Genomic DNA, 26,034 nt, shown 5'->3' on the forward strand with positions numbered 1-26,034 from the left:
CCATAATGAAGTTATTTTTTTCAGCATAGCCTTAGCTACGTTGAAAAAAATTAGCAAAATTAGGGTAGAAAATGTGAATTTTGTAGGCTAAAACATTACTTAAGATGAGTTCTTAAATAAGAAGCAATGCTTCGATGTAGATACTTGTAAAATTTAAATATTTAAAAAAAGAGATAATTAATACAAAAAGTAATACAGGTAAAAGGAGCCATTCTTAACTAATATCTATACCATCCAAAATATATAATGGCGAATTTGATCTGACAATTAATAAACAATAAAAAAAAACAGATGAAGAAGAAGACTATAGTTATTGTCGATGATCATCTTTTATTTGCACAATCACTAGAGAGTTTAATATCTAAACTTGAGGAATATGAGGTGTTGGCTATTCTAAAAAATGGAAAAGAGCTTACACAATATTACTTACATAAAAGAAAGACACCAGATCTTATTCTTTTGGATGTAAAAATGCCTGTGATGGATGGTGTGCAAACGATGCAATGGCTTAAAGAAAATCGACCGGATCAAAAAGTGCTGGCACTAACAATGGAGGATGACGAAGAAACCATTATTAGAATGCTTAGGGCAGGAGCCAAAGGATATTTGCTAAAAGATATACATCCCGAAAATTTTGAATTTGCTATGAAGATGGTGATAGAACAAGGATTTTATTATTCGGGTAAAATAGAAACAGCGCTACGTAATTCTGAAGAAGCCGGAAGCAGTAAAAACCTACAGGAGAAATTAACCGATAAGGAACGAGTATTTTTAAAATACGCATGTTCAGAACTTACCTATAGGAGTATCGCCGGAGAAATGGGGTTGAGCCCTAAAACAATAGAGAATTATAGAGAAACGGTTTTTAAGAAGTTAGAAGTAAAAACCAGAGTAGGCTTGGTGATCTATTGCATGAAAAATAAACTTTTTAAGATTGAGTGAAACCCTATTTTGAAAAGCTTGTAAAGCGCATTCAAAATGGCTGGTTGAACCAATCCCAGTGTAGACTGGGATCCATTTGTGGAGAAGAAGGTATCTCTGTTATGAAAAGCTTGTAAAGTGTATCTAATTACATGATGAAAAATCTATATCATAGTATAAGTTATTTGTTTTTAGTGAATTATATGTGTATTCGTTATTTTTTTGTCATTCCAGCAACCTGTCATCCCGTTGGAGAACGGGACTGGAACCCATTTTGGCATAGCGTTATTAATAAGTGGATTCCGTTCTTCAACGGAATGACACATCAACTCACCTCTATGTTGTGTGAATTTTTGTCATGTACTTGCAAAGCGCATTCAAAATAGTAGGTTGAACCAATCCCGGTATAGGCGGGGATATTCATCTTATAGTTAACGTGGGGTCTATATAAGAAAATTTACGTCAGTCAGATTTCTATGACGTTACCAAACGATTTCGCAAAAAAAAAATTGTCTTCCTGGGCTTCACCGAGTGTTTTGGTTGCAAAAAGTATATTTCATTCCGAATACTTTGTGTAGGTATTGATGAATATAGAAAGAAATCTAATTTTTGTATAATGTTAATTATTAAATCAATTAACATTTATATTGATAAAAATGCTTTAAAACATTGTTTTGTTTAGAGGATATTGAATTTTAAATGTTAAAATATTGAAATAAATGCTATTCTGGGTAAGATAGTATTAAGTGTTGCTAGTATAGTATATTTCAGAGGGTTAGAATAGCATTAATTTTGTGAACTAACACAAAACTTAACTATCTAATGAAAACAACAAACACGTTTTTATCGATTCTAATGGGGTTGATAATTTGGCCGATTATGGGTCAACACCAAAAAGAAAAGAGTTGCTCATTCGAGGAAACTCAGCAAGAATACTACAAACAGAACCCAGAGGCTTTTGAAAAAGCTAAAGAATTTGAAAAAATACTTCAAAAACAAGCCTTACTAAAAAAAACAAAACCCTGGCAAAGCAGTAGAGTTTAGTACATCAAAAGAAGCAAACCAAAACAGTTCAGTTTAATGCAAATCAATTAAATATGGGACTGTATTTGGTAACAGTTACGCTAGGAAAATGAACAGATTCAGTAAGAATTATAGTCGAATAATCATTAACTGAAATAGACTGTTTATTTTCGACCTTAGCAGTAAGGTGTAGAACATAACGAGTGGTTTTAATCTAATACAATCCCTCTTGAAATCAAATCAAGAGAGGTTGTTTAAATTCTTCAATTTTTTTAATCACTATTAAGCTTAGGTTATGAATTCACAAAAATTATTAGTAAAGAATGGCAGTATGTGTGCTATTCAACGAAAGTATTGTTGCTAAAAGCTACAGTGAGTTTTCCAATTCATTGCTTGCTTTTGCAAAAGATGTTGATTCTCATTTATCAACAACTTGATTAACTATTAAAAATTAAATCATGAAAAATCAACTTGTCTTATTTATAGGCTTATTTGTTTTCCAATTTGGATTTTCACAAACCCATAATTTTTGGAAAAAAAATAGTAGCCCAATTGAAAACGAAAACATTTCTTCCATAAAGAATAATACAGAAACTTCACACCAAAACACATATCATCTTAGTGTTGAAAAACTAAAAAAAGTTTTGTCTCACTGTCCAAAAAGATTTAATTCATTTGGAAAATCAAATGTCATTATCATACTTCCTACTGAAGACGGAAGATTTAAAAAATACCGTGTAAAGGAAACCAATGTTTTGCATCCGGATTTAGCCAAAAAGTTCCCAGATATTAAATCGTATGTTGGTACATCTGTTAATGGAGAAAACGAAGTAGTACATTTTAGTTTGGCGTATAATAGCTTTAGAGCTATGATTATGAAACCTGATGCTACAATAACGAATATCAAACCTTCTACTAGTACTAGTAAAACGTATATGGTTACTTCAAAAACGGATGGATCAGAACCAATTAACTGTCAAATAATTAATAATGCAGCCGAAACTTTTTCAGAAAAAAGTACAAAGCAAGCTGAAAAATCAAACAAAGCAAGAAAAGACGCTAATGATGGTCGTGTTAGAGTCTACCGAATGGCTATAGCAGTAACAGGAGAATTGTCTAAAATTTATACTGATAAGGCAGGCGTTACAAATGGTTCAACTCAACAAAGGAAAGCAGCAGTACTTGCCGAGTTGAATGCACTGATGACGAGAGTGAATGCGGTTTATGAAAGAGATCTTGGAACTACATTTGAATTAGTACCTAATATTGAGAATTCCATTTTTCTTGATGGAGCAACTGATGGTATTACACATGGTAATACTTCAATATCGGTAAATGAAGGTCAAGGTGTTCTTGATGCCGCAATTGGTAACGCTAACTATGATATTGGCCATGTTTTAGATTCAGATGGGACTGGACGTGGAGCTTTAAGAGCTGTGTGTGATGATAGTAAAAAAGCCCAGGGAGCTACTGGTGCACATCCTTTTACATCTGTCGCAGATTATTTCTATCGCACATTCGTTCATGAAATAGGCCATCAATTCGGTGCTAACCATTCGTTTAACAACTCCTGTGGGGGTAATCGTCTTGACGAAGGTGCCGTTGAACCAGGAGGGGGTAATACTATCATGGCATATACAGGTTGTGCTCCTAATACAGAAAATACGCAATATGTTTTTTTTCATGCGAAACAAATAGATGAAATGTGGAATCATATTTTAAGCATTGAAAGTTGTGCTACCCTAAGATCAATAGGTAATAGTGCGCCAGTAGCTAGTATAGGAGGTAATTATACGATTCCAAGATCTACTCCATTTATATTAGAAGGATCAGCTACTGATCCTAATACAGCCTCCAACCAACTAACATATACCTGGAACCAAATGGATAAAGAAATAGCTCCGATGCCTCCTCGTGCTACGTCAACTAACGGTCCTTTATTCCGTTATAAACCTCCTTCATCCTCTCCAAATCGTTATATGCCTGACCTTTCTACCATAAAAGCTGGAAATGCTTCTTCTGAATGGGAGGTAACACCTTCTGTTGCTAGAACTATGAATTTTAGATTCACAGTAAGGGATAATCATCCGGGAGGAGGTAATACAGATTCTAAGGATGCTGTTATTACGGTAAGTGGAACTGCTGGTCCTTTTGTGATTACTTCTCAAAACACTAGATTTAATGCGCCCGTAGGCTCTACACAAACGGTAACCTGGAACGTAGCAGGAACTACAGGAAATGGGATAAATGCAGCAACTGTTGATATTTTGTTATCTACAGATGGTGGAAATACATACCCAATAACATTAGCTTCGGCAGTACCTAATGATGGTTCTCAACAAATTACTATACCTAACAATGAAGGAGGTGTAAATAGAATTATGGTAAGAGGTACCAATCATATCTTTTTCGATGTTACCAATGCTAATTTTAGTATAACAGATGGAAATCCTGATCCTATGCCTACAAATTATTGTGCTGCGGGTTATCAGGGTAATAACTATATAGCCGAAGTGATCTTTGGGGATATCATTAATAAAAGTGAAAATAGTTCGTATTCTGATTTTACGAATCTGGGAACCAATCTTGTTAAAGGAGGGTCTTATACTTTAACCGTTAATCCGGGAATCGATTTTTGGGACCCTAATTATTTTGGAGCTTGGATTGATTGGAATAAAGATGGAGATTTTGAAGATGCAGGTGAAGAAGTTTTACTGGCAACCAATGGTGCCGGTGGTATAACAAAAACAGTTGTAGTTCCGAATACTGCAAAAAGTGGCGCGACCAGATTAAGAGTACGTTATAAAATACATACTGCCCCTGAGCCTTGTGGAACAGCAAGAACCAATGGTGATGAAGTAGAAGATTATTTTGTGTTTATTAAAGGTGATGGAACTCCCGATACACAGGCTCCAAGTACACCTACTAATTTGGTAGCCTCGGGTGTAGGGAATACTTTTTTAACCCTTAACTGGAACGCTTCTACCGATAATGTAGGGGTAACTGGATATGATGTATATCAAGGAAGTACGAACATAGGTACCGTTACAGGAACTACTTATAATGTTACTGGTTTAACCGCTGGAACTGCTTATAATTTCTCTGTTAGAGCTAAGGATGTTGCGGGTAATGTCTCCAGGTCAAGTAATGTAGTTAATGTGACTACTACTAATAACCCTAATGATACCCAAGCACCAACGGCACCAAGTAATTTGACAGCTTCTAATGTAGCACAAACAACGTTGAGCTTAAGTTGGACTGCTTCTACCGATAATGTTGGAGTGACAGGATATGATGTATATCGAGGTACTACTAGGTTAACAACAGTAACAGGAACATCGTACAATGTTTCCGGGTTAACAGCCAATACAGCGTATTCATTCTCGGTAAAAGCTAAAGATGCGGCCGGAAATGAATCGGCATCGAGTAATACAGTAAATGTGACGACCCAGAACCCAAACGATATCGTCTATTGTAATGCATCTACCACCGGTAATAGTACATTACATATTACTAACGTAACGTTTGGAAGTATTAACAATACTTCGACAAACACAGCATATTCGGATTACACCGGTATCTCTACCAATCTTACCAGTGGTCAAGCTACCTCATTAACCGTGACTTTAAACAATAATACATGGACGTACAATGCAGTAGGGGTTTGGATCGATTGGAATCGTAATGGTGATTTTACCGATGCAGGAGAACTCGTTTATTCAAGATATGCAGGAGGACCCTATACAGCTAGTATTACACCTCCGTCAGGGGCAGTATCAAATACTTCTTTACGTATGAGAGTTAGAGTAGGATATGGATCGCAAGCAAAAATAACACCTTGTGGTACTGATACTTATTTAGGAGAAGTAGAAGATTATACTGTAACAGTAGGAGAAACTACAAGTCCTACTTGTAACGATGGTATCCAGAATGGGGATGAGACTGGCGTAGATTGTGGAGGTTCTTGTAGTCCTTGTGCTACTAATGGAACTGTGGTCTATGTAGATATGAGTGATGAAACAACAAACTCTTCAAGTACCTGGAATTTCTTTAGAATAGAAGTTGGTGATGATAATGATTTTGGAGGATGGTTTACCAATAACTCACTTCGACTAGTGACTTATGGAAAAGATGTTGTTTGTGAAGGAACAACTAATAATGCTACATTTATAGGAGAAGGCATAGAGATTGGTGCAGCCAGTAATTTTGTAGCCAATTCTAATAGTTTTGTTATAAGTTCTTCTTCCTATACAGATTGGAGAGGTAAATCGGGGTATATAGGGTTTACCTTCAAAATAGGGGGAAATACACATTATGGATGGTTTTATGCTACAGTAGCTAATGATGGATTGTCATATACGATCAAGGATTATGCATACAATACTACTGCTGGTCAAGGTTTACTTACAAAAAGGCTAACCAGACAAAAAGAAAGAACTTCAGAAAATAAGGTTAGTATATACCCTAATCCATTTGAAGAAACCGTTACTATAGACGTATCGAGATTAGAAAGTGATACATTTACAATAACCGTATATAATTTGTTAGGAAAAGAATTGATCCATAAAAAATATAGTAAAAACCCAGGTACAATACGATTAGGAGATCAAATAAAATCATCTGGGAATTATTTTGTGAAAATACAAGCTAATAAGCATACAGAAACCTTAAGACTTGTTAAGTTTTAATATAAAATTGAATTCTAAGTAGTCAAAAATCAGAATTTAAAATTGGGCCTTTCATTTTGATGAAAGGTCTTGTTTTTAATGAAATCAAGAAGAGTTTACTTAAAAAATAATTTAGTATTTGTATTTCAAAAAAATATTTTCCTATATTTGACCATATAAATGAATACAAGAAACATAAATATTAATACAGTCATTATTATTGAGGTGATTATTTCACCTCGATAAGGGATGTATTAATACTATACTATAAGATATTAAAATCCCTTTACTCGAGTAAAGGGATTTTTTTTATATAAAAGATTTAAGATTATAATCTAAAATAAAGTATATACAATAGAAATGAGAATATTTAGCAACATAATTAGTAATGTCATTGTCATTATTGTGATTATTTCACCATGATGAAGGGACATTATTGTATATAAATAAATACAGACTCCCTTCAGAAATGAAGGGAGTTTTTTTTGATGTATAAAGAATATTTAAATAAAATTATCAAATAGTGATTGTAAATTATAAAAACATAAAATGCTGTAAATCAACTGTTAGTATGTGTAAAGAGGCTATTGGATATTGTAAGGATATTGAATAATGTACACATGTTTAGCTACAACAAAATAATTTTATACTGTGGTTTATTCAATCTAATGCATACATCATAGGGTAAAAGTTAAAATTTTAAATAATTCGTAAAAACTGATATTCAAAAAAGAAATGAGCATCAATAAGTATAGTAAACAAGTCACTCAAGATGACACGCAACCTGCCGCACAGGCAATGCTTCACGCAATTGGTTTAACCGATGAGGATTTTAATAAACCATTAGTCGGAATCGCCAGTACAGGTTATGAAGGGAATCCATGTAACATGCACCTTAATGATCTTGCTAAATTGGTAAAACAAGGAACAGTAGAAGAGGATGTCGTCGGGCTCATATTTAATACTATCGGAGTAAGTGATGGGATTTCTATGGGAACACCAGGAATGCGTTTTTCATTACCATCTCGTGATGTAATTGCAGATTCGATGGAGACCGTGGTACAGGCAATGTCTTATGATGGTATGGTAACTGTTGTTGGTTGCGATAAAAATATGCCAGGGGCATTAATGGCAATGCTTCGATTAAATCGCCCTTCGGTTTTAGTTTACGGAGGAACTATAGCATCTGGATGTCATGAAGGTAAAAAATTAGATGTAGTTTCTGCTTTTGAAGCCTGGGGAGAAAAAGTAGCCGGTACAATATCCCAATCAGAATATAAAAGTGTCATAGAAAAAGCATGTCCGGGAGCAGGAGCTTGTGGAGGAATGTATACCGCCAATACTATGGCTTCTGCAATCGAAGCATTAGGAATGTCTTTACCCTACAACTCTTCGAATCCAGCAATAAGTAAGCATAAAGAAGAAGAAAGTATCCAGGCAGGTCGTGCTATGCGAACGCTATTAGAAAAGGATATCAAACCTAAAGATATAGTGACCAGAAAGTCACTCGAAAATGCAATACGTTTAGTTACTGTACTTGGTGGTTCTACGAATGCTGTATTACACTTTTTGGCAATTGCCAGAGCAGCCGATGTAGAGTTTACATTAGCAGATTTTCAGAGAATTAGTGACGAAACACCGTTTTTGGCAGACCTTAAACCAAGCGGTAAATATCTTATGGAAGATGTGCATGAAGTTGGAGGAATTCCTGCGGTATTAAAATACCTTCTAAAGAAAGGATTACTACACGGAGATTGTTTAACCGTTACCGGAAAAACAATTGCAGAAAATCTATTAGATGTCCCTGATCTTTCAGAAGGACAGGACGTTATTAAACCAATAGAAAATCCAATTAAACCAACAGGACACCTTAGAATTATGTTTGGTAACCTGTCTGAAGACGGATGTGTTGCAAAAATTACTGGTAAAGAAGGATTGCGTTTTCAAGGGAAAGCCAAAGTTTTTGATGGAGAATATGATGCTAATGATGGTATTAGAGATGGAAAAGTAGAAAAAGGCGATGTAGTCGTCATAAGATACGAAGGTCCAAAAGGAGGACCGGGAATGCCAGAAATGTTAAAACCTACTGCCGCTATTATGGGAGCTGGTTTAGGTAAGGACGTAGCCTTAATTACAGATGGAAGATTTTCTGGAGGAACGCATGGATTTGTTGTTGGACATATCACACCAGAAGCACAAGAAGGAGGTTTGATTGCTTTAGTACAAGATGGAGATATCATTACTATTGATGCAGAGACCAACTCGATTACTGTAGATATTAGTGAAGCTGAGATCGAAAAAAGAAAAGCTTCCTGGGTTCAACCAGCATTAAAGTTTGATAAAGGAGTACTGTACAAATACGCACATACAGTATCCTCTGCATCACAAGGATGTGTAACCGATGAATTCTAATTCTGGCAATATGTAATCCTGTTGAAGAACGGGATCAGAATCTAAAAAAGAACAGCATTTGATGCTGATAAAAGATAAATTATCATTCTGATGAAGATCAGAATCTAAAAAAAGTCTAGACTCTAGTTTCTAAAGGTCTAGCCTCTAAAATAAGAGTGTATGGAAACACAAACGCAAACGTTAAAAAAAGAAACCAAAATATCAACAGAGCGTATGACAGGCGCAGAGGCAGTAATTCGGTGTCTGTTGGCAGAAGGAGTAGATTTAATTTATGGATACCCTGGCGGAGCCATAATGCCAGTCTATGATGAGTTATACAAATATAGGGATCAGTTACATCATGTATTAACCAGGCATGAACAAGGAGCAACTCATGCAGCACAAGGATATGCCAGAACAAGTGGTAAAGTTGGGGTTGCGATAGCTACTTCTGGACCGGGGGCTACTAATTTTGTAACGGGAATCGCAGATGCACAAATAGATTCTACACCCATGGTATGTATTACAGGCCAGGTAGGATCGCACTTGCTGGGATCAGATGCGTTTCAGGAAACAGACATTATAGGAATCTCTACACCAATCACCAAATGGAATCACCAAGTTACCAAAGCCGAAGATATTCCTGCAGTATTGGCAAAAGCTTTTTATGTTGCTCGTTCTGGTCGACCAGGCCCGGTGTTAATCGATATTACAAAAGATGCACAGTTTGGTGAACTAGACTTTGCATACTCAACATGTAAAGGCGTACGTAGTTACAAACCTGTACCCGAAACAGATCTAAAAAGCCTAGAACAGGCAGCTAAGCTTATAAATAAAGCAAAAAAGCCGATGGTTGTTTTTGGCCAGGGGGTAATCCTTGGAGAAGCAGAAGAGGAGTTAAAAAACTTTATAGAGAAATCAGGAACACCATCTGCATGGACTATTTTGGGACTTTCTGCTTTGCCAACTTCACATCCGTTAAACGTAGGAATGGTAGGTATGCATGGTAACTACGGGCCCAATAAGCTAACTAACGAATGTGATTTACTACTAGCAATCGGAATGCGCTTTGATGATAGAGTTACCGGTAATTTAGAGACTTATGCCAAGCAGGCCAAAATCGTACATTTTGAGATTGATCCGGCAGAGATAAATAAAAATGTAAAAGTTGATGTTGCGGTAATGGGTGATGTTAAAGATACGCTGTCACAGATACTTCCAATGATACAGTCAAATTCTCATGATTCTTGGTTACAGGAGTTTAGAGATTATGATGCAATAGAATATGATAAAGTAATTAAAGAAGAATTGTTCCCTAGCCAGGAAGGGCTTTCTATGGGCGAAGTACTTAGAGGAATTAATAAAGAAACCAAAGGCGATGCAGTTATTGTATCCGATGTTGGTCAACATCAAATGATTGCTTGTAGATATGCAGAGTTTAATAAATCTAAGAGTAATATTACTTCTGGTGGTTTAGGTACAATGGGGTTTGCATTACCAGCAGCGATTGGAGCAAAAATGGGAGTTCCGGATAGAGAAGTCGTAGCAATTATAGGAGATGGCGGATACCAAATGACAATACAGGAATTAGGTACGATTTTCCAGACCAAAGTACCGGTAAAGATCGTAGTGCTAAACAATGATTTTCTGGGAATGGTACGCCAATGGCAGCAACTGTTTTTTGATAAGCGATATGCGTCTACAGAGATGGTAAATCCAGATTTTATAAAAATAGCAGAAGGGTATCATATCAAATCTACAAGAGTTACCAAAAGAGAAAATTTGCAAGAAGCAATCGCAGAGATGATAGCAAGCAAAGAACCATATTTTTTAGAAGTATGTGTAGAGAAAGAAAATAATGTATTTCCGATGATTCCTACAGGAGCATCAGTTTCGGATATAAGATTAGAGTAATACGATTTTGTTGTTCTGGTTTGTCTAAATCAGTATAGACTTCGGCCAGGATGTATACAATCATACAATATACTAACAATGAAAAAAGAAAATTATACCATATCGGTGTATACCGAAAATAATATAGGATTGTTGAACAGGATTTCGGCAATATTTTTAAGACGACATATCAATCTTGAGAGTTTTACTGCTTCGGTATCAGAGATTAAGGATGTATTTCGTTTTACAATAGTGGTAAGCATAACCGAAGAACAGGTAAAAAAGATTATCGGACAGATTGAAAAACAAATAGAGGTGATTAAAGCTTTTTATCATAAAGATGATGAGACCATTTATCAGGAAACCGCTTTGTTTAAGATTGCTTCGAAACTGTTATTCGAGGAACGTAAAATCCAGAATGTAATAAAGGATAGTAATGCTAATATCGTTACCGTAACTCCAGAGTTTTTTGTATTAGAAAAAACAGGACGACGTAGAGATGTCGAGGCATTATATGATCAATTAGAACCATATGGTTTAATGCAATTTGTACGTTCTGGAAGAATTTCAATAACCAAAGAAAAGATGCATATTTCTAAAATATTAGAAAATTTTGGAATGGAAGCTGTGTAAGGGATAGTAGTGACATCCTTTTTGGTTGATCGAAGGAGACAAACAAAAAGATATAACGAATAGCCCGACCCTGAACTTGACTCAGGGATACACCATAAAAATTGAAACAACTAAAAATCAAAATTAAATCAAATTTCCTAACGGAAATCACAACAAATTAAGAAAGAAATGGCAAATTACTTTAATACGCTATCATTAAGAGATCAACTAACACAACTAGGAAAGTGCAGATTTATGGATGCTGAAGAGTTTTCGGCAGGTGTAGATGCATTAAAAGGGAAAAAAATGGTTATCGTAGGGTGTGGAGCCCAGGGACTTAACCAAGGGTTAAACATGAGAGACTCTGGTTTGGATATTTCGTATGCGCTTCGTGAAGCAGCGATCAAAGAAAAAAGACAATCTTTCAAAAATGCATCTGATAACGGATTCAATGTAGGAACCTATGAAGAATTGATTCCTAATGCAGATGTGGTTATTAATTTAACACCAGATAAACAACATACTCAAGTGGTAAATACAGTAATGCCACTAATGAAAAAAGGAGCAACTTTATCATACTCACACGGGTTTAATATTGTAGAGGAAGGTATGGAAGTAAGAGATGATCTTACGGTGATTATGGTAGCACCAAAATGTCCGGGATCAGAAGTGAGAGAAGAGTATAAAAGAGGGTTTGGAGTACCTACATTAATAGCGGTACATCCAGAAAATGACCCTCAGGGACATGGTTTGGATCAGGCAAAAGCCTATGCAGCAGGAACAGGTGGTCATAGAGCAGGAGTGTTAGAATCTTCTTTTGTAGCCGAAGTAAAATCAGATCTCATGGGAGAGCAGACCATTCTTTGTGGATTACTGCAAACCGGGTCTATTTTATGTTTTGACAAAATGATAGAAAAAGGAATCGATCCAGGATATGCTTCTAAATTAATCCAATACGGTTGGGAAACCATTACCGAAGGGATGAAGTATGGAGGAATCACAAATATGATGGATCGATTATCAAATTTATCAAAGATTAAGGCATTTGAACTTTCTGAAGAATTAAAAGATATTATGCGTCCATTATTTCGAAAACATATGGATGATATCATGCAAGGACATTTTTCTAAAACTATGATGGAAGACTGGGCTAATGATGATAAGAATTTATTATCCTGGAGAGCAGAAACAGGAGAGACTGCATTCGAGAAAACGCCTGCAGGAGATATTGAACTTTCTGAACAAGAATTCTATGATAATGGTGTGTTAATGGTAGCTATGGTAAGAGCTGGTGTTGAACTGGCTTTTGAAGCAATGACAGATTCTGGAATTATTGAAGAGTCTGCATATTATGAATCGTTACACGAGACTCCACTTATTGCCAATACGATTGCACGTAAGAAATTGTTCGAAATGAATCGTGTGATTTCTGACACAGCAGAATACGGTTGTTATTTATTTGATCATGCTTGTAAGCCTTTACTAGCAGATTTTATGAAAAAAATAGATACCGATGTTATCGGAAAAGCATACGATGAAGGAAAAGAGAATGGAGTAGATAATGCTAAGCTAATAGAAGTAAATGCAATTATAAGAAATCACCCTATAGAAGTTGTTGGTTCTCGATTAAGAGCATCGATGACGGCAATGAAGCCTATAGTATAATACATTTAATTTTGTCAGGCCAGATCTGTTGGAGTTTTGAGATGTGTATTGTGTAACCTTTGATGGATCTGAGCCGGCAAGAATAGTAAGTAAAAGACCAGCGTAAACTTAAATTATGAGCACCATAACCACAACCTATTTTCCTGAATTAGAGGATATCCAAAAGGCAGCTTCAACGATAAAAGAAGTGGCTATGGTTACTCCTCTTATGAATAGTATTCGGTATTCTCGCAGATACGATGCTAATATTTTATTGAAACGAGAAGATCTTCAACGTGTTCGTTCCTATAAGATAAGAGGTGCTTTTAATAAAATAAGTTCGCTTACTCAAGAAGAACTAGAAAAGGGAGTTGTTTGTGCCAGTGCAGGTAATCATGCACAAGGGGTCGCATTTGCCTGCCATCATTTGGGAATAGAAGGCACAGTTTATATGCCTTCGGTAACCCCAAAACAAAAGGTAGCACAGACGCAAATGTTTGGTGGTGATCATGTAAAAATTGTTCTCGAAGGCGATACTTTTGATGATTCGTATAAAGCAGCGATGGAAACCTGTACCTCTGAAGGGAAAACCTTTGTGCATCCTTTTGAGGATCCAAAAACTATAGAAGGACAAGGAACAATCGGACTTGAGATTTTTAAGCAGACCGATGTACCTATTGATTACATTTTTGTGGCTATTGGTGGCGGTGGTTTGGCCTCGGGATTATGCGGAGCAATGAAGGCTTTATCGCCAAAGACAAAAATTATTGGTGTCGAACCAGAAGGAGCACCTTCTATGTTATCATCTATCCAAAATAATAAGAATACAGAGATTTTTAATATTGATAAATTTATCGATGGTGCAGCAGTTCAGAAAGTAGGAGATCTTAACTTTGATATTTGTAAAGAATACCTCTCTGATATGTATACAGTTCCCGAAGGGTTGGTGTGCCAGACTATTTTAGATTTATATAATAGAGATGCTATTGTAGTCGAACCGGCAGGAGCGCTAACTCTGGCAGCTCTAGAATTTTATAAAGATAAAATCAAAGGTAAAAATGTAGTATGTATTGTAAGTGGTAGTAATAATGATATTACCCGTACTGCAGAGATTAAAGAAAGAGCTTTGTTATATGCAGATTTAAAACACTATTTCATTGTTCGTTTTCCGCAACGAGCAGGCGCATTAAAACAATTTGTAGGAGAAGTGCTAGGCCCAAATGATGATATCACTCATTTTGAATATTCGAAAAAATCTAGTAGAGAAAATGGCCCCGCAGTGGTTGGGATTGAACTAAAAGATAAGAAAGATCTGGAACCTTTGGTCTCCAGGATGAAGGCTCTTAATTTCTTTGGAGATTACCTTAATGATAAACCCGATCTTTTTCAGTTTTTAATATGATTTGATCAAACTAACATTGCATAGTATTATCTATCCTTAATCATCAAGTTTTTTATGACCTTCAACAGATTTGTTGTCAATAGGTTATAGTTTTTCTTAGCTTTTTTTGATGAAAATGTGCAATATTTGGCTCTTTATCGATATATTCACGCACTTAAACGATAAAAACTAAATCTATTATGAAAAAACTTTTACTTTTTGCTGTAGTTGCTTTACTAGGATTAACAACAAATGCGCAGGTTAAACTTGGTTTTGGTGTTGGTTATGCTATTCCTTCTGGAGATATTGCCGATATCACAGATGGAGGGTTTTCTGGGCACCTTGAACTGGGATACGGAATAACAGAAGATATTGATGTTTCTGTTTTTGTACATGGAGATTTTTTAACTGGAGCAGATGCAGGTCTATTATCTTATGATACCGTTGCTTTTGGGAGTTATATGGTAAATGGGCGTTACTACTTTAAAAAAGAAGGATTTAGACCTTATGGTAGTCTTGCTATAGGAATTACTGATATCGCACAGATCGAGGCAGCAACAAACGGAACAAGAGTTGCAGCCACGGCAAGAACTTCTAATTTTTCGTTTCGCCCGGCACTTGGTTTTAAATATGGTATTCTTAATGTTAATGCTGCTTATCTAAATGCAGGAGAAATAGGAGAAGGTGATGGAAAGGCTACAGTAAGTGATTTTACATTTAATGTAGGGCTTTTGTTTACTTTTGGAGGAAAATAAAAACAACTCAAGATAAAAATTTAAAAAAGGCGATCTGAAAAGATCGTCTTTTTTGTTAGAGATTCACAATATAGAATATCAATTTAACAGTCAAAACTTTAGAATTTTATAAAAATGATAAAAGTTAATCAGTTTTGTGACTAATTTGTTTCCTGTATTAATTTTTTACGTAATATTGTACCATCTAGTTAACGAAAGGGGCTGCGGCCGACGATTTAGAGTTACTATTATGAAAACGGCAAATTACATATCTACAGAGAGTAAAGTTCAATATTTGAACAATTTTGGTAATACATTTATTCCCACACGCCGCTTTCGTCGCCCCTTGGGGGTCTAATATTCTTTTGAAGTAGGTGCGCCCTACTTCCCCTAGAGACATCGAATCCATTTTAGAAAAACTGAATTTTTAGATAGTTATGTAAATAACCTATTTAAAGTATTTAGTAAGAATTCTTATCACGCCAAATAGCGGGATATGATTCGCATACCAACCTGGGTTCAGAAAAATCAACACTAATTTTAATAGAAAAGCTTCTTTAATAAGCGGGATTCGTTTATGGAAAAAGTAAAAATAATAATTGCTAACGAAAATCATTTTCGTCATGCAAAGGAAATATGCGAAGTAATATCCGACTCTGCCAAAGTAAGAGGAACCGGTATAGCTAAACGTACTCCAGAGTATATACAAACAAAGATGCAAAATAGGAATGCAGTTATAGCCATATCAGGCAATCAATTTGCAGGGTTTTGTTATATCGAAATCTGGGGTCATGAAAAATATGTAGCACATTCTGGTTTAATAGTACATCCCAATTTTAGAAATCAAGGTCTGGCAAAAAAAATCAAAGAATTTACATTCAATTATTCTTTGAAGAAATATCCAATGGCCAAAGTATTTGGTATCACAACAGGATTAGCTGTAATGAAAATCAATTCTGATTTGGGGTATAAACCCGTTACATTCTCCGAATTAACAGATGATCCTAAGTTTTGGGCAGGGTGTAAAACATGTACAAATTATGATATTCTAACTTCCAAAGAGCATAAAATGTGCTTGTGTACCGGCATGCTATACGATCCTTTAAAAGAAGTAAAGAAAAAAGAAAAATGGTACGATAAAAAAGTACTAAAACGATTAAAAAATATTAAACAAACAATGCTTACAAGCAATAAACAATTGTTGTTATGGAAAAAGTAGTATTAGCATATAGCGGAGGACTGGATACCTCATATTGTGTAAAATATCTTATTCATGAAAAAAATCTGGATGTACATACCATTTTGGTTAACACAGGTGGTTTTTCTGAAAAAGAGTTAAAGGAGACAGAAAAAAGAGCATATGAACTGGGAAGTTCATCTCATGTAAATAAGACTATTCTAAACGAGTTTTATGATAAAGCGATTAAGTATCTGATTTATGGTAATGTATTAAAAAATAATACATACCCACTTTCTGTAAGTGCAGAACGAATTTTTCAGGCCATAGAGGTGATTAAATATGCCAAGAAAGTAGGAGCAAAGTATATCGCACACGGAAGCACGGGAGCAGGAAACGACCAAATAAGATTTGATGTGATTTTCCAAACATTAGCGCCGGAGATCGAAATTATTACTCCGATTAGAGATTTAAAACTGTCTCGTCAGGCCGAAGTAGAATATCTGGAAAAACACGAGGTGTACTACAGCTGGGAAAAAGCACAGTACTCAATCAATAAAGGTATTTGGGGAACCAGTGTAGGAGGAAAAGAAACCCTTTCTTCGCATCGTGCATTACCAGATACGGCATACCCAAGTCAACTTCAAAAAGAAAATGAAGAAGTTATCACCTTAAATTTCGAAAAAGGAGAACTCGTAGGATTAGATGGAGTTAAAGATATCCCGGTGAATAACATTCAGAAATTAGAAGAACTCGCAAGTGCTTTTGCCATTGGTAGGGATACCCATGTAGGAGATACAATTATTGGTATTAAAGGGAGAGTTGGTTTTGAAGCAGCTGCACCAATGGTAATCATTAAAGCTCACCACCTTTTAGAAAAACACGTTTTAACCAAGTGGCAACAATATTGGAAAGAGCAACTAGCTAACTGGTATGGTATGTTGTTACATGAAGGAAACTATCTGGATCCGGTAATGAGAAATATAGAAGTGTTTATGGAAGACTCTCAAAAATCAGTAACAGGAGACGTAAAAGTAAAATTGAAACCCTATCACTTTACGCTGGAAGGAATCGAATCAGATTTCGATATGATGAAATCAGACTTCGGGCAATATGGTGAGATGAATAATTCCTGGACATCTGATGATGCTAAAGGTTTTATAAAAATCTACGGTAATGCTAATAAGATATATCATAATGTAAACCCAAGTGAGGCATGATACAAGTAGGAATAATAGGAGGATCTGGATATACAGCAGGAGAACTCTTAAGGTTATTGGTACATCACCCAGAAGTAAAACTGGATTTTGTGTATAGCACAACAAATGCAGGTGTACCAATTCATAAACAACATCCAGATTTGATAGGAGAAATAGATCTTAAGTTCACAGATACCATAAACTCAAATGTAGATGTATTGTTTTTGTGTCTGGGGCATGGTAGGTCAAGATCGTTTTTAGAAACCAATACGTTTTCAAAAATGACCAAAGTAATTGATTTGGGAAATGATTTTAGATTAAACGAGGATCATGAGTTTCTGGGAAGAGATTTTGTATATGGTTTGCCAGAGTTAGAAAAAGAAAAGATTAGGTCAGCAAAAAATATTGCAAATCCGGGTTGTTTCGCTACTGCCATTCAGTTAGGGTTATTACCATTAGCTTTTGCAGGAAAACTTAAAGATACTGTACATATTAATGCTACAACAGGAAGTACAGGAGCTGGTGTGATGCCAGGAGAAACCACTCATTTTAGCTGGAGAGATAATAATTTTTCTAGTTATAAAGTATTCTCGCACCAACACCTGGGAGAGATTAAACAAAGCCTTAAACAGGAGCAACATGATTTTGAAGCCCCGGTTTTCTTTATTCCTAATAGAGGAAATTTTAGTAAAGGAATTTATGCTACGATATACACAAAATATGAGGGTAGCGAAGAAGAGGCAAAAGAACTGTATGCATCCTACTATAAAAAGGCTGAGTTTACCGTGATTTCTGATGAAGAAATTCATTTAAAACAAGTGGTAAATACGAATAAATGTATACTACACATTAGTAAGAAAAATGGAATGTTACTCATCACTTCTGTAATCGATAACCTAATCAAAGGAGCATCCGGACAAGCTATTCATAATATGAATTTAATGTTGGGATTAAAAGAAAAAACAGGGTTAGAATTAAAAGCAAGTGCGTTTTAGTAAAAGAATTTCATATTGAAATAAACGTATAAAAAAATAATATGAACACAATAACAATTATAGGAGGAGGAAACTTAGGCAAATCAATAATTTCTGGATTGGTCAATAGTGATTTGTTTGAAGCTACTGATATTACAGTAGTAGATAAATCAAAATATAACCTAAAAGAAGTTGAAGAAAAACTAGGCGTATCTACCTCACAAAATATAGTAGCCTCTATAAAAAATGCAAAATGGGTAATTCTTTGCGTACAACCAAGACAGTTGGATGCTGTTTTACAGGAAATAAAAAATACAGTAACAACAGAGCAAATATTGATTTCTACGGTAACAGGTACATCCATTGCCGAAATCAATGCAGTAGTTTCTAATAATAAAGTAGTACGGGTAATGCCAAATACGGGAGCTGCCAAAAAACTATCAATGACTTGTATTGCAGCTAATGAGGATGTAAAAGAAGAATTAGCTATAGTACAAAAGATGTTTGATACCATTGGTAAAACGCTAATTATAGAAGAGCGTCTAATGCAAGCTGCTACGGTATTAGGAGCTAGCGGAATAGCATTTTTTCTTAGATTTTTAAGAGCTATGATACAAGGAGGGATTCAAATGGGATTTCACCCACATGAAGCCCAAATCATTGCTGTACAAACCGCGATAGGAGCTGCAACATTGGTAGCAGAGAATGGAACTCATCCCGAACGCGAAATCGATAAGGTGACAACACCTCAGGGATGTACCATAGAAGGTCTAAATGAAATGGAGCACCAAGGATTAAGCTCATCGGTAATAAAAGGAGTGATGGCTTCTTATGAAAAAATAAATACAATTAAATAGAACAACCAATACTATGAAATTATTTGATGTGTACCCTTTATATGATGTAGAGCCTGTAAAAGCTTATGACACTACCGTAGTGGATAAAAATGGAATAGAATATTTGGATATGTACGGAGGACATGCGGTGATTTCAATAGGTCATTCTCATCCTCACTATGTGCAAAACATAAAAAAACAGGTAGAGAAAATAGGCTTTTATTCTAATGCTGTTCAAAATAGTCTACAAACCAAATTAGCAAAAAAACTTGGAGCATTATCGGGATATGATGACTATCAATTGTTTTTGTGTAACTCTGGAGCCGAAGCCAATGAAAATGCATTAAAATTAGCTTCTTTTTATACAGGGAAATCAAGGGTGATAGCATTTCATAATGGTTTTCACGGGCGAACATCTGCAGCAGTAGCTGCAACAGATAATGCTAAAATCAATGCACCACTAAATACTCAGCAAAACGTCACTTTTTTGCCGTTAAACCAAATTGAGCTCGTAAGAATTGAATTAGAAAAAGGTGACGTGTGTGCTGTGATTGTAGAACCTATACAGGGAGTAGGAGGGTTAGATGAGGGTACGACTCCTTTTTTTACAACCTTAGAAACCTTATGTCATGAGTTTGGTGTTGTTTTAATAGCAGATGAAGTGCAATCGGGTTATGGCAGGAGCGGTAATTTTTTTGCACATCAATATCATGAGATTACACCAGATATTATTTCTATAGCAAAAGGTATGGGTAACGGTTTTCCGATAGGAGGTATATTAATTGCCCCACATATAAAACCCAATTATGGGATGCTGGGGACCACTTTTGGAGGTAATCACCTGGCTTGCGTTGCAGCATTATCTGTTCTTGAAGTGATTGAAGCAGAACATCTCATTGATAATGCAAGAATAGCAGGAGCATATTTTGAATCTAAAGCATATCAAATTCCCGGAGTACAAAAGGTAAAAGGAAAAGGATTAATGCTAGGATTAGAGTTTGATTTTGAGGTTAGTGAACTAAGAAAAAGACTCATCTATGAAGAACATATTTTTACAGGAGGAGCAATGAATAAAAAGCTATTGCGAATTCTTCCTCCGCTAACCATTGGGAAAAAGCAGATAGATCAATTTATAAACGCATTACAAAGTGTATTGGTAGAAAAACCAATGATTTAAGAGATAAGAATGAACAACTACTTTTCAATACAAGATATAGACTCTTTACCCGGTTGGGTAGAGGAAGCAATTGCAATAAAGAAAAACCCTTTATCCCATAAGACTTTGGGAAAAGATAAAACGATAGGATTGTTATTTTTTAATCCAAGTCTTCGTACCCGTTTGAGTACTCAGAAAGCAGCCTTAAACCTGGGGATGAATGTTATGGTCATGAATTTTACAGGAGAAGGCTGGTCGCTCGAGTATGGAGACGGCACCATAATGGATCAGGGAAATTCTGAACATATAAGAGAAGCTGCCCAGGTAGTTTCTCAATATTGTGATGTATTAGGAGTACGAGCTTTTGCAAAGCTGGAAGATAGAGATGATGACTACAGCGAAAAAGTACTTCATGGGTTTATAAACCATGCTTCTATACCGGTTATCAATATGGAAAGTGCGACCAGACATCCATTACAAGCATTAACAGATGCTATAACAATTTCAGAATATAAAAAAACAGATAAGCCAAAGGTTGTATTATCATGGGCACCGCATCCAAAAGCCTTACCACAGGCAGTTGCTAATTCTTTTGTAGAGATGATGCAGCGTATGGACGCAGATTTTGTAATAACCCATCCTGTGGGATTTGAGTTAGCCAGTCAGATTACTAAACAGGTGCCCATTGATTACAACCAGGAAAATGCATTAAAAGATGCCGATTTTGTGTATGTCAAAAACTGGAGTGCTTATCAAGAGTACGGTAAGGTCATAGATAATGATCTTTCCTGGAAAATTACAAACAAAAAAATGAAGTTAACCAATGACGCAAAATTTATGCATTGCTTACCAGTACGAAGAAATGTAGTTGTAGATGATGCAGTACTGGATAGTAAAAATTCTATTGTTATAGAACAGGCAAATAACAGAACATATGCTGCACAATTGGTTTTAAAGAAAATACTTGAAAAATCTTAATGTGATGAGAGAACATGTGAAAAAGAGATTATTGGTAGCCAAGATTGGTGGAAATATAATAGAAGATCCAGAAGCATTGACTTCTTTCTTAGAAGATTTTTCTAAAGTAGAAGGCCCAAAGATTTTGGTTCATGGCGGAGGAAAATCTGCTACTCGACTTGCAGCTCAGTTAGGAGTAAAGACCGAAATGATTGATGGTCGAAGAATTACTTCTGCAGAGAACCTGGATATCGTTGTAATGACTTATGCAGGCTTATTAAATAAGACGATTGTTGCAGGTTTACAGCATCGCCATTGTAATGCTCTGGGATTAACTGGGGCAGATGCCAATGTGATTCTGGCAAAGAAAAGACCTGTGCAATTTGTTGATTACGGATATGTTGGTGATGTTGTTAAGGTAAATGGCGATATCATAAAAGCATTTTTGAATCAGGAAATTACACCAGTTTTTTGCGCCGTTACCCACGATGGTCAAGGGCAATTGTTTAATACGAATGCAGATACAATAGCTTCAGAAATAGCTTCTGAAATGAGTGCTGATTATGAGGTATCGTTATTTTATTGTTTCGAATTAAAAGGGGTTCTTGAAAATATAGAAGATAAAGATTCTGTAATCGAACATATTGATTTAGAAAAATATACAGCATTAAGAGAGGCAGAAGTGATTACAGAAGGAATGCTTCCAAAGCTTCAAAATTGCTTTGATGCTTTACAAAAAAGAGTAAATAAGGTACATATTGCAAATGCAGATTTTATAAAGGATAACACAACTAAACATACGACTTTAAGTCTATAACTAATAATGGAAAAACTAACACGTGAAGCGATTGAGCTTTTACATCATCTAATAGAAACACCATCGTTCTCGTCTGAAGAGGAAAAAACGGCTCAATTGATCGAGAATTGGTTCATCCAAAATCATATTCCTTTTGAGAGAGAGAATAATAATATATGGGCATACAATATGTATTTTGACGAATCTAAACCCACTATTTTATTAAACTCTCATCATGATACGGTAAAACCGAATGGAAACTATACAAATGATCCTTTTAACGCTTTTGTAGAAGAAGGGAAACTATATGGCCTGGGAAGTAATGATGCAGGCGGTTGCCTGGTGGCTTTATTAGCTGCATTTACCTATTTCTACAATAGAGAAGGACTACAATACAATTTTGTGATTGTCGCTTCTGCAGAAGAAGAGAGTAGTGGTCCTTTGGGACTAAAAAGTGTATTAAAATATCTTAAGAATGTAGCATTTGGCATTGTAGGAGAACCAACACTAATGCAATTGGCCGTTGCAGAAAAAGGCTTATTGGTATTAGATATATCGGTAAAAGGAACAGCTAGTCATGCTGCTCACCCTAATGAAGATAACGCAATTTATAATGCTTTGCAGGTGATCGAATGGTTTAAAACATATGAATTTAAAAAAATATCAGAAAACCTGGGCAAAGTAAAAGCTACAGTGACACAGATCAATGCTGGGAAACAACACAATGTGGTACCGGCAAGTTGTGATCTGGTGGTAGATATACGAGTGAATGATAGTTATACAAATAAAGAGGTTCTGGATATTGTAAAACAACACATGCCTCAATATGTTGAGGTCATGCCCAGATCCCTGGATTTGGGATCCTCGTCGATTGCTGTAGATCATCCTATTGTAAAATCCGGAATTGCATTGGGAAGAAGCACGTATGGATCACCAACCTTATCGGATCAATCGGTATTGAGTTGTCCTTCATTAAAACTGGGACCGGGAGATTCGACCAGGTCGCATTCTGCAAATGAATTTATTTATGTAGATGAGATAAAAGAAGGAATCGAACTGTATATCAAAATTTTAGAAGGTATAGTATAAATAAGAGACCGTCTGAAAAGGTAAATCTAGGACTTGAATTGTCAGTCTGACATTGAAAATTCTACTTTCCAGACAGTCTTATAAAAAAAATAGAATGAAACTTTGGGATAAAGGGTTACCAACAGATCAAAAAATAGATAGGTTTACCGTAGGTAATGACAGGCAATTGGATATGGTAATTGCCAGGTATGACGTGCAAGCAACACTGGTTCATGCTAAGATGCTGCATAAGATTAATTTACTTTCTGATAAAGAAATTTCTGAAATTGAAAAAGAATTGAATATATTGGGGCGGGAAATAGAAAAAGGAGTTTTTGTGATAGAAGACCAGTTCGAGGATATACATTCTAAAATTGAGTTTGAATTAACTCAACGAATAGGAGATGCAGGTAAGCGAATACATACTGCCAGGTCACGTAATGACCAGGTATTGGTGGCGATGCATCTATATATGAAGGAAGAACTACTTCAAATTAAATCTCTTGTTAACGAATTATCTCAGAATTTACTAACCCTTGCAGAAACGTATAAGGATGTATTACTTCCTGGGTATACCCATATGCAGATAGCAATGCCATCTTCTTTTGGACTTTGGTTTTCTGCCTATGCAGAAAGTTTTATTGATGATCTGTATTTTGTAAATGCTGCTTTAAAAGTTGTGGATCAAAACCCATTGGGAAGCGCTGCGGGGTATGGTAGTTCATTTCCGATAGATAGAGAGTTTACCACAAGAGAATTAGGCTTCGAAACTCTTAAGTATAATGTAGTTGCTGCACAGATGAGTAGAGGTAAATCAGAAAAATCTACCGCTTTTGCCATGAGTAGTGTAGCCGCGACTTTATCTAAACTGGCAATGGATGTATGTTTGTATATGAGTCAGAATTTTGATTTTATGAGTATTCCATCAGAATTTACTACAGGATCCAGTATTATGCCACATAAGAAAAATCCAGACGTCTTTGAGTTAATAAGAGGGAAATGTAATAAAATTCAGGCACTGCCTTACGAATTAAATTTGCTAATCAATAATTTGCCGAGTGGTTACCACAGGGATTTACAATTGCTTAAAGAAGGAGTTGTACCCGCTATTCAGGATTTAAAAGCATCTCTTGAGATGACTATGTATGCACTTAAGAATATAAAGGTGAACAAAAATATATTGGATGATGATAAGTACGATTACCTGTTTAGTGTAGATACATTAAACGAATTAGTAATGCAAGGTATGTCTTTTAGAGATGCCTATGTAAAAATAGGGGTGGATATTGAGAATGGATGTTATACCCCTGAAAAGAATACAAAACATAGCCATAGTGGCAGTATTAATAATTTATGTCTTAACAAAATAAAAAAGAAATTAGAGGAAGTTTGAGGGAACAATACTTTCGAAAAACAGGTGAATTATGTTAGAATACAAGTTACTCTATAGAATTGATTTGTAGTTCTTGAATAAAAAATTGAAAATGTTAATAAAAAGGCATATCTTAATGATATAGAAGAGAAGCTGAAGTATATTTAATTGAGTGTAAGTTGAGTTAGTTTGATTTTTTCGCTTCAGCCTAGACCCCCAGAGGAGTTGTTAACCACTGGGGGTTGTCTTTTTATAATTAGAGATATAGTATGCCTTAGAATTAATAGGAGAGGAAGGTGATGTACTATGGATGGTAAGATTGCATACCAAAAAACTCTACATTAAAAATGCAGAGTAATGTAGTGTTTTGGAAAGAAATTTGATTGAACCCGGATTATGCTATATGTGCTTCACACGAAATCCATTCTTCGTTCCCATCAGAGTCTTCAGATACTCCACAATCCATCATTACAGAACCTTCTGGGTAATATTGCACAAATGTGCAATTATTAACCTGCTCTGCAGTACATTGATCTCTTCTGCCACCACCTATTAATATTAGCTCTTCTCGGGATAAAACTTTGAATTTTTTAAATACTTCTAAAGAATTTTTCATGAGTAAATAATTTATATTGATTAATGTATATACTAAAATACAGTATTAACCAAAGCATAACAAGGTAATAAATGTTATAATTTACTTATTAACGATTAAAAAAATAGATAATGATTACGAAATCAAAGCTTTTAGATCATTGATTACATTGATATTATGTCTAAGATTTGCATAAAGGATAAACAAAATAATAATAGCAACTATAAACCCTAGCAGGATCCCATTATTTCTGCTCGACAATTTTTTAGAAGTCTTAAGATACGCCTTAGAAATCTTCTTTGCGTAATTGGTCACCAGGGCAAAAGCAGGTGCAAAAATTAAAACGATAACCAGCATATCTATTAATACCAGAAGATATCCCTGTTGATGGATATGTTTCTTTACATATTTTAAGATATACTCATTGATTAATGCAGCAGATAAAACGGCTACAGTGTAGATCGCATATTTGGTGGTTTGTCGATTACTCATAGTAGGGCAACTATTCTTAATTTGGGTTCAATACAATTAATTCTGGGGGTAAGGTAAAATCTATAATTTGATATTCAAAATAAAGATGGTTTTTTGATAAAGAGTAATCGGGTAATACAGCATACGAATTAAATAGTTTTTTGAAA

20 protein-coding genes are annotated in these 26,034 nt (G+C 35.4%); 18 read left to right on the plus strand and 2 right to left on the minus strand.

Annotated elements, in window-relative coordinates; translation table 11 throughout:
• Positions 1-291 precede the first annotated feature (291 nt).
• The 18 genes from Z053_RS0106060 to argH all read left to right on the plus strand — a co-directional run bounded on the left by Z053_RS0106060 (position 292) and on the right by argH (position 24,822).
• Positions 292-942 carry a response regulator transcription factor gene (locus tag Z053_RS0106060; RefSeq protein ID WP_025664145.1) on the plus strand — a complete coding sequence of 217 codons (651 nt, stop codon included), beginning with the start codon at positions 292-294 and terminating at the stop codon, positions 940-942.
• Between the two features lie 801 nt (positions 943-1,743).
• Positions 1,744-1,965, plus strand: coding sequence for a hypothetical protein (locus Z053_RS0106065; RefSeq protein ID WP_025664146.1), 222 nt, complete (start codon positions 1,744-1,746; stop codon positions 1,963-1,965).
• A gap of 437 nt (positions 1,966-2,402) precedes the next feature.
• Positions 2,403-6,632 carry a GEVED domain-containing protein gene (locus Z053_RS29890; RefSeq protein ID WP_025664147.1) on the plus strand — a complete coding sequence of 1,410 codons (4,230 nt, stop codon included), beginning with the start codon at positions 2,403-2,405 and terminating at the stop codon, positions 6,630-6,632.
• A 714-nt stretch (positions 6,633-7,346) separates the two neighbouring features.
• Positions 7,347-9,023: a dihydroxy-acid dehydratase gene (gene ilvD, locus Z053_RS0106075; protein WP_025664148.1), complete on the plus strand. Its 1,677-nt coding sequence runs from the start codon at positions 7,347-7,349 to the stop codon at positions 9,021-9,023.
• 159 nt (positions 9,024-9,182) lie between these two features.
• Positions 9,183-10,916, plus strand: a complete 1,734-nt coding sequence (ilvB, locus tag Z053_RS0106080; protein ID WP_025664149.1) for a biosynthetic-type acetolactate synthase large subunit — start codon at positions 9,183-9,185, stop codon at positions 10,914-10,916.
• A gap of 78 nt (positions 10,917-10,994) precedes the next feature.
• Entirely contained in the window at positions 10,995-11,528 is a 534-nt protein-coding gene (ilvN, locus tag Z053_RS0106085; RefSeq protein ID WP_025664150.1) for an acetolactate synthase small subunit, read from the plus strand.
• Between the two features lie 168 nt (positions 11,529-11,696).
• The gene (ilvC, locus tag Z053_RS0106090; RefSeq protein WP_025664151.1) at positions 11,697-13,172 is read left to right on the plus strand and encodes a ketol-acid reductoisomerase; all 1,476 of its coding nucleotides are present in this window, start codon (positions 11,697-11,699) and stop codon (positions 13,170-13,172) included.
• Positions 13,173-13,287: 115 nt separating this feature from the next.
• Entirely contained in the window at positions 13,288-14,553 is a 1,266-nt protein-coding gene (gene ilvA, locus Z053_RS0106095) for a threonine ammonia-lyase IlvA (protein WP_025664152.1), read from the plus strand.
• Positions 14,554-14,732: 179 nt separating this feature from the next.
• Positions 14,733-15,287, plus strand: a complete 555-nt coding sequence (locus tag Z053_RS0106100; RefSeq protein WP_025664153.1) for a hypothetical protein — start codon at positions 14,733-14,735, stop codon at positions 15,285-15,287.
• 556 nt (positions 15,288-15,843) lie between these two features.
• Complete coding sequence (locus Z053_RS0106105; RefSeq protein WP_025664154.1) at positions 15,844-16,485, plus strand: GNAT family N-acetyltransferase; 642 nt, start codon at positions 15,844-15,846, stop codon at positions 16,483-16,485.
• A complete protein-coding gene (locus tag Z053_RS0106110) occupies positions 16,473-17,663 on the plus strand; it encodes an argininosuccinate synthase (RefSeq protein ID WP_025664155.1) in 1,191 nt (396 codons plus the stop codon). The genes Z053_RS0106105 and Z053_RS0106110 overlap by 13 nt, the downstream gene beginning before the upstream one ends.
• A complete protein-coding gene (argC, locus tag Z053_RS0106115; RefSeq protein WP_025664156.1) occupies positions 17,660-18,637 on the plus strand; it encodes an N-acetyl-gamma-glutamyl-phosphate reductase in 978 nt (325 codons plus the stop codon). Before Z053_RS0106110 ends, argC begins: the two co-directional genes overlap by 4 nt.
• Before the next feature lie 41 nt (positions 18,638-18,678).
• Positions 18,679-19,473 carry a pyrroline-5-carboxylate reductase gene (gene proC, locus Z053_RS0106120; protein WP_025664157.1) on the plus strand — a complete coding sequence of 265 codons (795 nt, stop codon included), beginning with the start codon at positions 18,679-18,681 and terminating at the stop codon, positions 19,471-19,473.
• A gap of 13 nt (positions 19,474-19,486) precedes the next feature.
• Complete coding sequence (locus tag Z053_RS0106125; RefSeq protein WP_025664158.1) at positions 19,487-20,629, plus strand: aspartate aminotransferase family protein; 1,143 nt, start codon at positions 19,487-19,489, stop codon at positions 20,627-20,629.
• Between the two features lie 9 nt (positions 20,630-20,638).
• On the plus strand, positions 20,639-21,586 hold the full coding sequence (locus Z053_RS0106130; protein WP_025664159.1) for an N-acetylornithine carbamoyltransferase: 948 nt from the start codon (positions 20,639-20,641) through the stop codon (positions 21,584-21,586).
• 4 nt (positions 21,587-21,590) lie between these two features.
• Positions 21,591-22,382 (plus strand): acetylglutamate kinase, encoded by a 792-nt coding sequence (gene argB / locus Z053_RS0106135; RefSeq protein WP_035095280.1) that lies wholly within the window; start codon positions 21,591-21,593, stop codon positions 22,380-22,382.
• A 6-nt stretch (positions 22,383-22,388) separates the two neighbouring features.
• Positions 22,389-23,450: a M20 family metallo-hydrolase gene (locus tag Z053_RS0106140; protein WP_035095283.1), complete on the plus strand. Its 1,062-nt coding sequence runs from the start codon at positions 22,389-22,391 to the stop codon at positions 23,448-23,450.
• Positions 23,451-23,544: 94 nt separating this feature from the next.
• Complete coding sequence (gene argH / locus Z053_RS0106145) at positions 23,545-24,822, plus strand: argininosuccinate lyase (RefSeq protein ID WP_025664162.1); 1,278 nt, start codon at positions 23,545-23,547, stop codon at positions 24,820-24,822.
• Between the two features lie 373 nt (positions 24,823-25,195).
• On the opposite strand, the gene Z053_RS0106150 is transcribed toward argH, so the two are convergent.
• Entirely contained in the window at positions 25,196-25,417 is a 222-nt protein-coding gene (locus tag Z053_RS0106150) for a hypothetical protein (protein ID WP_025664163.1), read from the minus strand.
• A gap of 114 nt (positions 25,418-25,531) precedes the next feature.
• Positions 25,532-25,888, minus strand: a complete 357-nt coding sequence (locus Z053_RS0106155) for a hypothetical protein (protein ID WP_025664164.1) — start codon at positions 25,886-25,888, stop codon at positions 25,532-25,534.
• Between the last annotated feature and the right edge of the window lie 146 nt (positions 25,889-26,034).

This window comes from Aquimarina megaterium XH134 (genome assembly GCF_000520975.1).
Taxonomy (GTDB): Bacteria; Bacteroidota; Bacteroidia; order Flavobacteriales; family Flavobacteriaceae; genus Aquimarina; species Aquimarina megaterium.